This window comes from Kitasatospora sp. NPDC059088, from assembly GCF_042738155.1.
GTDB lineage: Bacteria > Actinomycetota > Actinomycetes > Streptomycetales > Streptomycetaceae > Kitasatospora.
In genome coordinates, this window is record NZ_JBHYGR010000044.1 from 38,721 (window position 1) to 51,830 (window position 13,110).

The following is a 13,110-nucleotide window of genomic DNA, read 5'->3' on the forward strand; positions in this document are numbered from 1 at the left end:
CCGCCCCACCCTAGACACACAGCGCTACGGCGTTCCTGTTCACGAGGAGTCTGTCTACCGCCTCGCGCACCCCGGGGGCTGGGGGGGGCCCCGCGTCCCCCCCCCAGGACTCGTGGACCCGCGAGAGCAGGAAGATCTCGTAGTCCATGCTCAGCCCGAAGACGATCGCGAACATCATCATCGGCACGTAGCTCTCGATCGGGACCTTCCCCGCGACCCCGAGCGCCGGCCCGCCCCAGCCCCACTGGAACACCGCCACCACCACCCCGTACGAGGCGGCGATCGACAGCAGGTTGAGCACCGCGGCCTTGACGGCGACCAGCAGGCCGCGGAAGACCGCCAGGATGATCAGGAAGGCCAGCGCGACCACCACCGCGATGATCAGGACCAGCCGGCCGGAGACGATGTCCAGGAAGTCGACCTGGGCCGCGGTGTTGCCGGTCACGTACGTCCTGGCGCCGCTGCCCGCCACCGCGTCGGGCAGCACGGTGTCCGACAGGTGGTTGACCAGGTCGGTGGTGGCCCGGTCCTGCGGGGCGCCGGCCGGGACGACGGTGGCGAACAGCACGGCGCCGTCCGGGCTGGTCTGCAGCGGGGTGGTGCTCGCCGCGCCGGGCAGGCCGGTGAGGGCCTGCTGCACGGCGCCCTGCACGCCGGCCCGCGACCCGTCCGCCACGGCGCTCTGGTCGACCACCACGGTCAGCGGCGCGTTCGCCCCCGGGCCGAAGGCCTGGGAGACCAGGTCGTAGGCGCGCCGGTCGGTGAAGGAGGTCGGGTCGGCGCCGTCGCCGATGTGGCCCAGCTGGATGGAGAACAGCGGGATCGACAGCACCCCGAGCGCGACCACCCCGGCGACCAGGTAGCGCCACGGGTTCGCCTCCACCCGCCGGGCGTAGCGGTGCCAGCTCCCGCCGCCCTCGCCGCCGCCCCCGGCCTCGGCGATCGGACGGCGCACGGCGAAGCGGTCCATCCGGCGCCCGATCAGCCCCATCAGCGCCGGCAGCAGGGTCAGCGCGCCGAGCACCGCCGACACCACCGTGACGGCGGCCGCGGCCCCGAGCTTGGCGATGAAGGAGATGCCCGACACCGACAGCCCGGACAGCGCGATGATCACCGTGCAGCCGGAGACCAGCACCGCCCGTCCGCTGGTGGCCACCGCCTGCCCGGCGGAGGCGACCGGGTCCACCCCGTCCATCAGGTTCTGCCGGTGCCGGGTCAGCAGGAACAGCGCGTAGTCGATGCCGACCCCGATGCCGATCATCGTGGCCAGGGTCGGCGCCACGGTCGCGAAGGTGGACAGCGCCGCGACCAGCCCCAGCGCGCCCAGCCCGACCACGGCCGCGATCAGCGCCGTCAGCAGCGGCAGCCCGGCCGCGATCGCGCTGCCGAACCCCACCAGCAGCACCACCACCGCCACCGCGAAGCCGATCACCTCGCTGGAGCGGTCGTCCGCCGCCGGCCGGGCCAGCTCGCCCAGCGGCCCGCCGTACTCCACCTGCACCCCGGCCTGGCGCAGCGGCGCCACCGCCGCGTCCACCCCGCCCAGGTAGTCGTGGCCCAGCAGCGCCGGGGTGGTGTCGAAGCGGACGGTGATGTACCCGGTCAGCCCGTCGGGGGCCAGCGGCCCGCCCGGCGGGGCGCTCTGCCCGGCCGGCGGCAGCGGGCTCTGCGCGCTGATCACGTGCGGCAGCTGCTGGAGCGCCGTGACGGTCTGGGCGATCTGCGGCTGGAAGCCCGTCAGCTGCTGGGCGTCGTGCAGCACCACCTGGGAGCTGGTGCCCGCGGCGGCCGGCTCGTGCGCCTGCAGCACGTCCCGGCCCTGCTGGGCCTGGGTGCCGGGCAGGGAGAAGTCGTCGGAGTAACTGCCGCCGACCGTCCGGTTGGCGGCCTGGACGCCGGCCAGGGCGACGATCCACAGCACGAGGACGAGTACGGAGTGGCGCGCGCACCACTCGCCCAGGCGCCGCAGCGCCGCGCGCCTGGCGGGCGGCGGCGTCGCGGCGGCCGGGGGGACACGGCGGGCGGACGGCGGCATGGACGGGCTCCCGGGGTCTCCTGCGCGCTGGTGCGCCGAACCGGCGCAGTGTTCCCCGCGGGCCGCCGCGGCCCTCCGGTACCGGCGGGTAGTCGCCCCGACGGCCGCCTCCCCGACGGCCGCCTCCCCGCCGCCGCCCACCGTCGGGTCAGGGTCGCCCGCCCCCGCCGAGCAGCGGCGTGCCCACCGGCGCCGCCGCCCCGACCAGCACCACCAGCTCGTGCCCGCCCGGGTTGGCCTGCACCGGTACGGTGCGCCAGTTGTTGGCCAGCCAGACGTTGCCCGAGGGGTCGATCTGCACGCCGGTGTTGCGCTCCAGCCCGTCGCTCGTGTATCCGGTGCCGGGCGGCGAGATCGGCTCACCGGTGCGCACCCCGGGCGGGCAGGCCGCCAGGTTGACCCCGCACAGCCGGGCGACGCGGTGGCCGCCGAAGTTGGCCACCCACACGGTGTCGTCCCCGTCCACGGCCACCCCCCAGGGCAGGAACAGCCCGCCGTTGGCGAAGGGCGCGGGCGCCGGTGTCCCGTCCGCCCCGATCAGGGTCACCGAGGCGCCCGGGCGCGGGCCGTCCTCGCCGCCGAGCGCGTCCGCCAGATCGCCGGGGGTGCTGTCCCCGCAGGGCACCGGCAGGATGCCGCTGTTGCTCACCCAGGCGTTGCCCCGGCTGTCGGTGGCCACTGCCAGCGGCCGGCGCAGGCCCCCTCCGGCGACGGTCCGCTCCAGCGCGCCGTCGGGGCCCACCACCTGGACGCTGTCGCTGCCGTTGCCGCTCACCCACAGCCGCCCGGCCGGGTCCACCGCCGCGCCGAAGGGCTTGTGCAGGCCGGGCGTGGGGATCTCCCGGGCCGCGGCCCCGTCGCCGTCCGGGATCCGCGCCACGCTGTCCGAACCGCAGTTGGCGACCCACACCGTGCCGGCCCGGTCGGCGGCCATGCCCTGCGGCTGGACGATGCCCGCCCCGCGCCAGCCCGCGGGCGGCGACAACGGGGTGCCGTCCGGGGCGAACTGGGAGAGGCTGCGCTCCAACGGCGTCGGATCGAGTGGGCAACCATGGCCCTGGAAACCGAAGTTGGCGACCCAGGCGCTGCCCCTGGCGTCCACGGTGATGCCGAAGCCGGCCCCGTACAGGCCGCCGCCGCGGTAGGGGGCGCCGGGGGCGTCCTGCCCGGTGGGGGTGAACTTGAGCACCGTGTCGCTGCCGCAGACCGGCACCGTCGGGTCCGGGCCATAGCGGTAGTTGTTGCTGACCCAGGCGTTGCCGTCCGCGTCGAAGGCGATGTTGCCGGGGCCGTCGAGCTCGTGCCCGTTGCCCGCGTAGCGCAGCGCCACCGTCCAGGCGTCCGGCGCGGCGCCCAGCGCGGGCCGGTAGCGCTCGGTGGTGGCGGCCAGCGCGAACAGCTCGGCGGCGTTGCGGCCCGGGTCGTGGGCGATGTTCACGGCGGCCAGCAGCGTGTTGCGCGGCCGCTCGCCGCCCGGCGGCCGGGCCAGCTCCAGCAGCCGCCCGCAGGAGTCGCCGGTGACGCACGAGGCCAGCAGGTTGGCCAGGGAGTTGACCTCGGCCATGGTCGAGGTCAGCGCGCCGTTGGGCGGCGCGGCCAGCAGCGGGGCGATGCCGCCGGTGCCGGTGTCGGCCAGGTTGTGCGCGAGGGCGGCGGCGTTCGGCAGCCCGGGGGAGGAGCCCGCGACGCCGTCCGGGCCGGTGAAACGGGCCAGCGCGTAGGCCACGGCCACGGTGGTCCGCTCGTTGACGACCAGTTCGGGCGGCGCCCCGGCACCGCTGAGCACCGCGGCCAGCGTCACCGGCCCGCCGCCCGCCCCCTCCGGCGCCTCCCGGCCGTCCGTACCGCCCCGGTCCGTACCGCGCCCGTCCCCGCCCCCGCCCCCGCGGCCCGGCAGGTCGGCCAGCACGTACAGCACCGCCCGCGCGTCCCGCGGCCGCCGGTAGTCCAGGCTGAACCGCCCCTGCCCGTCACTGCGCCCCCGGGCCAGCACCCGCGGCCGCCCGCCCCCGCCCTCCCCGGCCTGGTACAGCGTCACCCGCGCCCCGCCCAGCGGCGCGTCACCGCTGCGCACCACCCCGCACTGCCCGGCCTCCTCCCCTCCGCCGGCCGGCGCGGCGTGCGCGGGCCCGGCGGCCAGCTGGGCCAGGAGGGCGGCGGTCAGCAGGACGCCGCGGTGTCGACGCATGGGGACTCCGTTCGATCGCAGGAGGTGACAGCAGGAGCTGACAGCAGAGGGGAAGGGGCCGGACCCGCCCGCGCCGGGGCACTCGGCGGGGCCGCCGCCCTCCTACCTGCCACATCCCGGGCCGCCCGTACGCGACCGGCCGCCGGACGCGGCGGAAAATGCCCGGGACGGCCGAGCCCCACCCGCCCCCGCCGACTTCCCGCGCGACACCGGCGAGTTGGCTAGACTGCCCCGGCCCGGTGTGATCAAGAAGGGACACGAATGAGCATGGGGGGATCCTGGATGACCGCGACCGAGCCCGACCCCGAGCAGCCGGCGGCGCCGCAGATACGTCAGGACATCCCGCACAGCGCCCGGATGTACGACTACTTCCTCGGCGGCAAGGACAACTTCGCCGTCGACCGCGAAGCCGCCGAACGCGTCCTGACCGTCTTCCCCACCATGCGCACCGCCGTGCGGGCCAACCGCACCTTCATGCACCGCGCCACCCGCGCCCTGGCCCGGCGCGGCCTGCGCCAGTGGCTGGACATCGGCACCGGCATCCCCACCTCGCCCAACCTCCACGAGGTCGCCCAGGCCGTCGAACCCGCCGCCCGGGTCGTCTACGCCGACAACGACCCCGTCGTGCTGGCCCACTCCCGCGCCCTGATGACCAGCACCCCCCAGGGCCGCACCGCCTACGTCCACGGCGACGTCCGCGACCCCGCCGCCATCCTGGCCACCCCCCAGGTCGCCCGGACCCTCGACCTGGACCGGCCGGTCGTCCTGTCGATGATCGCCCTGCTCCACTTCGTCCCGGACCTCGACGACGCCCACGCCATCGTCGAGCACCTCCTGGACCCCCTGCCGTCCGGCTCCGCCCTGGTCCTCTCCCACGCCACCGCCGAACTCGACCCGCCCGGCGCCTCCAAGGTCCAGGAGATCTACAACCAGGCCGGCACCTCCCTGCGGCTGCGCCCCCGCGCCGAGTTCGCCACCCTCTTCGCGGGCCTGGACCTGCTCGACCCGGGCATCGTCCCCGCCCACCGCTGGCATCCCGACGGCACCGACGAGGCCGACCTGCTGCCGGCCGGCGTCACCGACGCCCAGGTCTCCTTCTACGCCGGCGTCGCCCTCAAGCCCTGACCGGGCGCCGGGGCCCGCCGACCCGTCAACACCCCGGCCTCCTCCTCCCGTCCGGGTGACGCCGGGCCGGTTCCCGCCCCCGGCCCGGCCCCGGTCCGCTCTGCTGGGAGCGGCCGCCCCGCCGCGGCCGTCGGCACCCGCCCCGGAGGAGTCCCGTGACCTCGCCCTGCGACCCCCAGTACGCCCCCGCCGGCGACGTGAGCGCGGCGCTCATGGTCATCGACTCCCGGCTCAAGGCCCTCTACGACGGCCGCACCGGCGCCGACCCCGCACACCGCGAGATGGTCGACCACCTCGCCGCCTCGCTGGGCCCGGACGGCTTCGCCGCCCTGCTGGAGGGCGCCTGCACCCTCATCTACCTGTACATGAACTGGCTGCGGAAGGCCTGCGAGGACCAGGGCAAGGACGTCATCGAGTACGTGCTGCCCAGCCTCCTGGCCACCATGCGCATGATGCCCCGCACCTTCCGCCCCGAGGTCGTCCCCACCATGGCCGGCCTGCTCGTCGCCGCCGCCGGCGACCTGAGCCCCAACCTGTGGCGCGCCCAGTACGGCCCCTGGACCGACGCCGAGATGAACCCCCTGGAAGCCACCGCCACCCTGCTCGCCGAGTACGTCAACCGCATCTGCGGCGACGACCGCGACTTCGCCACCCGCCTGATCACCGACGCCCTCTCCCGCGCCGACGACGAGGAGCAGGACGAGGCCGACGAGGCCTGACCCCCCCCGGCCGACGGCGCCCGCGACCCCGCCCGCCGGCGCCCGACGCGATGTCAGTGCCCGCCCCTAGAGTGGTCACAACGCTGGAGGGAACGCCGAAAGGCGCCGCGGGTGAACCCCGCGAGAGACTCCGGAAAAGCCTCGCAAGCGCGCCGGAAAAGGGGATAGCCATGTCCGCGAACAGGATCAAGCACAAGGTCAACCACGTCTCCCTCGTGGTCGACAAGTCCGGCTCGATGCGCCAGCACCAGGCCCAACTCGTCCGCGTCGTCGACGAGTTCGTCAAGGGCCTCCAGGAGGAGTCCGACCGCCTCGGCCACGAGACCCGGATCAGCCTCTACGCCTTCGACCACGAGGTGCAGAACCTGGTCTGGGACATGGACGTCAAGCACCTGCCCTCCCTGCGCGGCCTCTACCAGGTCGACAACGGCGCCACCGCCCTGATCGAGGCCGCCGTCAAGTCCGTCGACGACCTCAAGAACATCTGGGAGGGCTACGGCGAGCACTCCTTCCTCCAGGTCGTCGTCACCGACGGTGAGGAGAACGCCTCCGGCTGCTCCCAGAGCGGCCAGATGCACACCCGGATGAACGGCGGCCAGGGCGCCGCCGTCCTGCGCTCCTGGCTCGACCGCATCCAGGGCGCCATGGACGGCCTCCCCGACCACTGGACCTCCGCCATCCTGGTCCCCAACTCCCTCGCCAAGCGCACCGCCCAGGAGTACGGCTTCCCGGCCGGCAACATCGCCATCTGGGACGCCGACTCCAGCAAGGGCGTCGAGGAGGCCATCGGCACCGTCAAGTCCGCCGCCACCAGCTTCCTGCGCGGGCGCGAGCAGGGCGTGCGCGGCACCAAGAACCTCTTCGCCATGGGCCAGGACCTCGACACCACCCAGGTCACGGCCAACCTCGACGCCCTGGACACCGGCAAGTACATCCTCATACCCGTCGACGAGGCGTCCCCCATCCGCGACTTCGTCACCAGCTCCGGCCACTCCTACACGACCGGCTGCGCCTTCTACGAGCTCTCCAAGCGCGAGAAGATCCAGGGCAACAAGCAGCTCGCCGTCGCCGAGAAGGACCCGGCCACCGGCCGGATGACCGGCCGCGTCTTCTCCGGCCCGGCCGCCCGCCGACTCCTCGGCCTGCCCGCCGCGGAGGCCGTCGTCAAGCCCGGCGAGAACCCCTCCTACACCGTCTTCGTCCAGTCCACCTCCGTCAACCGCAAGCTCGTCCCGGGCACCAAGCTCCTCGTCCTGCGCTGACCACCGGCCCCGGGCGGCGACGGCGGCGGGAATCGGTTCGCCCGCGGAGCAGCCGCTGTGTCAGGATGCCCCGTCACTTCGTCCGACCGGGGGGTCTCCTGACCATGCGCCGCTCCACCGTGCTCGCCGTCGCCGCCGCCACGGTCTCCCTCGCCGCCCTGGTGGGCTGCGACGACGACAAGGCGCCGACCGCCTCGCCGACCGCGCCGGCCACCACCGCCGGGGCCGCGCCGACGGCCACCCCGACGCCCACGCCCACGGCCGCTCCGACGCCCACCGCCGCCGCGACCACCGCCACCGCCGTGGCCACGACGGCGGGCGGGGCGATCGACCCGGAGAAGGCGCTCGCGCTCGCGGAGGCGACCCCGTACGCGGCCACCCAGGACTTCACCACCGAGGCCGGCCCGCTCAACTCGCGCACCAAGGCCCGGGTGAACCTCAACGGCCCGGTCCGCTCCGGCCGGCTCACCGAGTCCATGAGCGCCGCCGGCGGCGACGTGGCCGGCGGCAGCGACACCCCGAACGTCGTCGTCACCGGCGACGGCACCACCTACATCCGCAGCGGCAGCAGCTGGCGCACCTCACCGCGCGGCGACCGGGTCGCCGACTACCACGGCTACGCCAAGGCGCTGCTGGCCCTCGGCCCGTCCGCCCGCACGGGCATGGAGGACTGCGAGGGCACGCCCTGCTTCCACCTCGCCGGCACGGTCGGCGTGGAGCAGGTGAAGCCCCTGGAGGCCGAGCAGTACAAGATCCTCAAGAGCAAGGGCGTGGAGGGCTTCCGGCTCGACCAGTGGATCGACGCCCAGGGCCGCACCGTCCGCTTCGACCGGAAGACCGACCTCGGCGGCGTCCAGATCCGCACCCGCGGCACCTTCCGCGACTTCGGCCCGGTCGAGAGGATCGACCCGCCGCGCTGAGCCCCACGACAGCCCCGCCCCACCCCGGACCGGACGCCGCCTCAGAAGTGCTAACTTAGGCAAGCCTAACCAGGCAGCGCGACGACCACACGGCCCAGGGGGCACCATGGCAGAGCAACCGACCCGCCGGACACCGCGCGCCCGTGAGGCACGGGTGCTGCGCACCGAGCGGATCACCCCGCACATGGTGCGCCTGGTCCTCGGCGGCGCGGGGCTGGCGGACTTCGACGCCACCGAGTTCACCGACCACTACATCAAGGTGCTCTTCGCCCCCGAGGGCGTGGACTACCCCGAGCCCTTCGACCTCGCGCGGATCCGCGAGGAGTTCCCGCCCGAGCAGCGGCCGGTCACCCGGACGTACACCGTGCGGGCCTGGGACCAGGCGCTGCACGAGCTGACCGTCGACTTCGTGGTGCACGGCGACGAGGGCCTCGCCGGGCCCTGGGCGGCCCGCGCGCAGCCCGGTGAGACGGTGCGCTTCCTGGGCCCCGGCGGCGGCTACGCCCCCGACGCGGACGCCGACTGGCACCTGCTGGCGGGCGACGAGAGCGCGCTGCCCGCGATCGCCGCGGCGCTGGAGCGGATGCCGGCCGGCGCCGTGGTGCACGCCTTCGTCGAGGTCGCGGACGCCGCCGAGGAGCAGAAGGTCCTCTCGCCCGCCGGGGCCGCGATCCACTGGCTGCACCGCGGCGCGCGCCCGGTGGGCGAGGCGCTGGTCGAGGCGGTCGCCGCCCTGGAGTTCCCCGCCGGCACGGTGTCCGCGTTCGTGCACGGCGAGGCCGGCTTCGTGAAGGACCTGCGGTACCTGCTGCGCGTGGAGCGCGGCGTCCCGCGCGAGCGGCTGTCGGTCTCGGGCTACTGGCGGCTCGGCCAGAGCGACGAGGCCTGGCGGGCCGCCAAGCGCGAGTGGAACGCCCAGGTCGAGGCCGAGCAGGAGCAGACCGGCTGACCCGCCCCGGCGCCCCGGCCGCGGCGCCGCCGCCCGGGTCAGGTCAGGCCGTGCTGCCAGGCCCGGGCGGCGACCTCGACGCGGTTGCGGGCGCCGAGTTTGCGCTGGACGTTGCCGAGGTGGGTCTTGACGGTGGAGAGGGTGACGTGGAGGGCGGCGGCGACCTCGTCGTTGGTCAGTCCCCGGGCGACCATCGCGACGACGTCCCGTTCCCGCGGGGTGAGCGGCTCCTGGGGCGGGGGAGTGTCGGGGCCGCGGCGCCGGGGCCGCGCCGGCGGACGGGAGGCGAGGTCGCGCAGGAGCCGGGAGGCGACGGAGGGGGAGATCAGCGAGTCGCCCGCGGCCGCCGCGCGCACGGCCTCGATGAGCAGGGCGGGCGAGCAGTCCTTGAGGACGAAGCCGCAGGCGCCGTGGCGCAGCGCGCCGTGGACGTACTCGTCGAGGTCGAAGGTGGTCGCGATGACGACCTTGAGCGGGTGCTCGGCGTCGGGGCCGGCCAGCAGGCGGGTGGCCTCCAGGCCGTCGGTGCCGGGCATCCGGATGTCGAGCAGGCAGACGTCGGGGCGCAGCCGCAGGGCCTCGGCCACCGCCGTGCGGCCGTCCCCGGCCTCGGCGACGACCTCCATGTCCGGCTGGGAGTCGAGGATCATCCGGTACGCGGCGCGCACGGTGACCTGGTCGTCGGCGAGGAGGACACGGATGGTCATGCCGCCCATCCTGCCAGCTGTCACGAAGCGTGACGGGGGGCGCTTCGGCCGAGCGGGATCTCGGCGGCGACCTGCCAGCCGCCGACCGGCCCGGGCCCCGCGCTCAGCTCCCCGCCCAGCGCGTGCACGCGCTCGCGCAGGCCCGCGATGCCGAAACCGCCGCGGCCGCGGCCCGGTGACGGTTCGGCGGCGGGCCGGGGCGCGTCGTCGGTGACGCAGACCGTCAGGACGCCGGGGTCGCCGGCGGACAGCCGTACGTCGATGCCGGCGGTGTCCGCGCGGGCCGCGTGCTTGCGGATGTTGGTCAGCGACTCGCGGACGATGTGGTGGACGGCGGAGGCGATGTGGTCCGCCGGGGGCGTCGCGGTCAGCCGGGGGTCGAGGGTGAGGGAGACGGCCGGTCCGGCGGCGCGCAGCGACGCGGCCAGGGCGGGCAGGGCGTCCAGGCCGGCGGGGGCGCAGAGCGGGGCGGGGCGGTCCGGGCGGCGCAGCAGCGCGACCATGGCCCGCATCGACTCGGTGGCCTGGGCGGCCGCGTCCTCGATGTCGGCCAGCGCCCGGTCCAGCACCTGCGGTGTCGGCGGGCAGCCCGCCGCCGTGGTGAAGCGCACCGCCTTGACCTGGGCGGTGACGGCGGTGACGTGGTGCCCGACGAAGTCGTGCAACTCGCGGGCGTACTCCAGCCGTTGGGCGTTCAGCCGGGCGTTCTCCTCCCGCCCCCGGGTGGTGTCGAGCAGCCGCAGGTACAGGCCGAGCACGACCGCCACCGGGGCGGCGAGCAGCAGGGCCGGCACGACGTACCGGCCCACGTGCACCCACTCGGAGCCGGGCAGCCGCAGGACGAGCAGCGGGGTGGCCAGCCAGGCGGCGCTGGCGAGCGGGAACAGGTGCCGGGGCGGCTGGTAGCGCACGGCCCGGGTGACGAGCAGCAGCAGGACGCCCATCTCCGTCAGGCCGAAGGTGACCTCGGGGCGGTGCCGCAGCTGGCCCGTGACGAGGGACAGGGCGATCGAGGCGGTCACCGCGGCCCACCCGGTGCGCACCAGGAGGCGGGGCGGCGAGAGCAGGGCCAGCAGGCAGAGCAGGCCGACCGCGACCGTCGCGAGGACCGTCGGCGCGAAGCCGGTGGCGAACGCCTCGGCGGTGACGGCGGCCGCGGTCGCGGCGGCGACCCCGATGGCCGGGCCGCGCCGCTCGGCGGCCCAGGAGGCGAACTCGGCGCGCGCCGGGAAGGTGATCATGGTCGTTCACGGTACGCGGCCCCGGGCGCCCCGGACCTCCACCGTTCGGCCGAGGCACCGCCCCCGGCCTCGGCCGATCGGCCGTTCCGCGCACCCCGCCCGCCCGGTGACGATCACTTCCACCACTTCCACCACTTGCACCACTTGCACCACTTCCACCGCCTCCACCGCTTCCACGGAAGCCGGACGCCCGTCCGGCCCGCCGGAAAGGACCCCGAACCGTGCACCGCCTCTCCCGCGCCCTGCGCCCCCTGTGGCGCGTCCCCGCCCTGCTGCTGGCCGACACCGTCGTGGCCGTCGCCGTGACCGTCCCCGTGCTCTGGGCCTACGGCCGCAACCGCCTGCGCCGGGCGGACCTCAGGAACGGCGAGCGGGGGCGGGGGCGCAGGTAGCGGCAGCCGGGTGGCCGGTCGCGTGGGCCCCGGTCGGAGGATTCGGTTCCGGCGTGCAACCCTTGCGCCGTCGCGGCGGTGAGTAGGGCAGAGCGATGGCCCGGTCGGGCCGTCGCGCGGAACGTGAAGAGGAACTGGATGACCGCGAGGATACTGCCCGCCCCGGTGGAGGACCGGCCCCGGCCCGCCCCGCCCGCCGCGGGCGGCCCCGGCCTGCGGGAGCTCGACTTCGAGGGGTACGCCGCCTCGCGCTGGCCACGGCTGGTGCGCACCGCCTACCTGCTCACCGGCGACTACCACGAGGCCGAGGACGTCGTACAGGCGACGTTCGCGAAGGCCTTCCGGAACTGGCCCCGGATCAGCCGCCTCCAGGAACCGGACGCCTACGTCCACCGGGCCCTGGTGAACAACAACCTGAGCCGCCACCGGCGCCGCAGGGTCAGGCAGCTGCTCGTACCCGTCCTCCCCGAGCGGGCGCACACCCCGGGCGCCGACCACCGCGACGTCGAGGAGCGCTCGGTGCTGCTCCAGGCACTGGCCCAACTGCCCCAGCGCCAGCGGGCCGTGGTCGTCCTGCGCTACTGGGAGGACATGAGCGAGCAGCAGGTCGCCGAGATCCTCGGCTGCTCACTGGGCAACGTGAAGAGCCAGGCCAGCCGCGGCCTGGCGAAACTGCGCACCCATCCGGCGCTGGCCCCCTACGCGGGCGCCGGCGCTACGACGACCGACGGCACGAACGGAGACAACAGCTGATGGACACCGAGGACATGGTGCGCGGCGCCCTGCACGACGAGGCGTCCCGGCTCACGGTGGCCCACTGGTCCGCCGAGCCCGTACGGATCCACGCCCGCCGCCAGCGGCGGCGGATGGTGGTGGGCGCGTCGGCCGTGGCGGCCGCGCTCGCGGTGGCGGTCGGCACCGGCGCGGTGCTGTCCGCCCGGGACGGCGGCAGGGCCCTCGCCCCGGCCGCGGCCCCGGCCGCGCAGGCCCCGCTGCTCCCGGCGGGACCGGCCCCCGAGGCCGTCGTCGCCGAGCCCGGCCAGCAACTGCCGCTGGACCGCCCCGGCTGGTGGATGTCGTTGAAGGACCGGGAGATCTGCATCCACGACGCCTCCGTCCACGGCAGCGGCCCGGGCTGCGGCGGCTACTCCTGGGCGGCGAGCGCCACCACCGAGCTCACCATGCAGTACTACCGCAACCCCGCCCAGAACCAGGAGGGCCTGTACAACGTCGTCTACCACGGCCCCGGACAGGTCGCCCGGATGACCGTCGAACTCGACGGCCAGGCCCACTGGGCCACCGTCGCCTCGCTCCCCGGCACCCCGGGCTACGCCAGCGGCTACGCCTGGGCGTCCGCCCTCAAGCCCACCGGCTCCGAGAAGGGCCAGCCCCAGCCCCTCACCGGCATCAGGCTCGCCGCGTACGACGCCCAGGGGAACCTGCTGGCGAGCAAGACCCTGTAGCCCCGGCGGCGGGGGGGGGGGGGGGGGGCGCCCGGCCGCCCCGCGCCCCCCCCCGCCGCCGCGCGCCGCGCGCCAGCGCGCGCTGCGCCGAGGGGGCGAGCGTGGCCGG

General features: G+C 75.5%; 11 protein-coding genes and 1 pseudogene. 8 read left to right on the forward strand and 4 right to left on the reverse strand.

Annotated features, from left to right (window positions below; genetic code table 11):
* Together ACFWXO_RS21050 and ACFWXO_RS21055 are read right to left on the reverse strand one after the other, a co-directional pair.
* Positions 1–2,035, reverse strand: a pseudogene (locus ACFWXO_RS21050) (MMPL family transporter); the annotation flags it as partial.
* 148 nt (positions 2,036–2,183) lie between these two features.
* Entirely contained in the window at positions 2,184–4,223 is a 2,040-nt protein-coding gene (locus tag ACFWXO_RS21055; protein ID WP_380525330.1) for an NHL repeat-containing protein, read from the reverse strand.
* 282 nt (positions 4,224–4,505) lie between these two features.
* Between ACFWXO_RS21055 and ACFWXO_RS21060 the strand changes: the two genes are divergently transcribed.
* The 5 genes from ACFWXO_RS21060 (at position 4,506) to ACFWXO_RS21080 (ending at position 9,198) form a co-directional block, all read left to right on the forward strand.
* Positions 4,506–5,348, forward strand: a complete 843-nt coding sequence (locus tag ACFWXO_RS21060) for an SAM-dependent methyltransferase (RefSeq protein ID WP_380525331.1) — start codon at positions 4,506–4,508, stop codon at positions 5,346–5,348.
* Positions 5,349–5,503: 155 nt separating this feature from the next.
* Positions 5,504–6,067: a hypothetical protein gene (locus ACFWXO_RS21065; protein ID WP_375896950.1), complete on the forward strand. Its 564-nt coding sequence runs from the start codon at positions 5,504–5,506 to the stop codon at positions 6,065–6,067.
* Positions 6,068–6,237: 170 nt separating this feature from the next.
* Complete coding sequence (locus tag ACFWXO_RS21070) at positions 6,238–7,329, forward strand: VWA domain-containing protein (RefSeq protein ID WP_380525332.1); 1,092 nt, start codon at positions 6,238–6,240, stop codon at positions 7,327–7,329.
* Positions 7,330–7,433: 104 nt separating this feature from the next.
* On the forward strand, positions 7,434–8,249 hold the full coding sequence (locus ACFWXO_RS21075) for a hypothetical protein (protein ID WP_380525333.1): 816 nt from the start codon (positions 7,434–7,436) through the stop codon (positions 8,247–8,249).
* A 106-nt stretch (positions 8,250–8,355) separates the two neighbouring features.
* Positions 8,356–9,198 (forward strand): siderophore-interacting protein, encoded by an 843-nt coding sequence (locus ACFWXO_RS21080; protein ID WP_380525334.1) that lies wholly within the window; start codon positions 8,356–8,358, stop codon positions 9,196–9,198.
* Positions 9,199–9,236: 38 nt separating this feature from the next.
* Here ACFWXO_RS21080 and ACFWXO_RS21085 read toward each other — a convergent pair whose 3' ends face one another.
* Both ACFWXO_RS21085 and ACFWXO_RS21090 read right to left on the reverse strand, forming a co-directional pair.
* Positions 9,237–9,914, reverse strand: coding sequence for a response regulator (locus tag ACFWXO_RS21085; protein ID WP_375896939.1), 678 nt, complete (start codon positions 9,912–9,914; stop codon positions 9,237–9,239).
* A gap of 11 nt (positions 9,915–9,925) precedes the next feature.
* Positions 9,926–11,146: a sensor histidine kinase gene (locus tag ACFWXO_RS21090; RefSeq protein ID WP_380525335.1), complete on the reverse strand. Its 1,221-nt coding sequence runs from the start codon at positions 11,144–11,146 to the stop codon at positions 9,926–9,928.
* Between the two features lie 221 nt (positions 11,147–11,367).
* Here ACFWXO_RS21090 and ACFWXO_RS21095 point away from each other — a divergent pair, with 221 nt between their 5' ends.
* The 3 genes from ACFWXO_RS21095 (at position 11,368) to ACFWXO_RS21105 (ending at position 13,001) form a co-directional block, all read left to right on the forward strand.
* Positions 11,368–11,538, forward strand: coding sequence for a hypothetical protein (locus ACFWXO_RS21095; RefSeq protein WP_380525336.1), 171 nt, complete (start codon positions 11,368–11,370; stop codon positions 11,536–11,538).
* A gap of 138 nt (positions 11,539–11,676) precedes the next feature.
* Positions 11,677–12,291, forward strand: a complete 615-nt coding sequence (locus tag ACFWXO_RS21100; RefSeq protein ID WP_380525337.1) for a SigE family RNA polymerase sigma factor — start codon at positions 11,677–11,679, stop codon at positions 12,289–12,291.
* A complete protein-coding gene (locus tag ACFWXO_RS21105) occupies positions 12,291–13,001 on the forward strand; it encodes a hypothetical protein (RefSeq protein WP_380525339.1) in 711 nt (236 codons plus the stop codon). The genes ACFWXO_RS21100 and ACFWXO_RS21105 overlap by 1 nt, the downstream gene beginning before the upstream one ends.
* Positions 13,002–13,110: the final 109 nt, after the last annotated feature.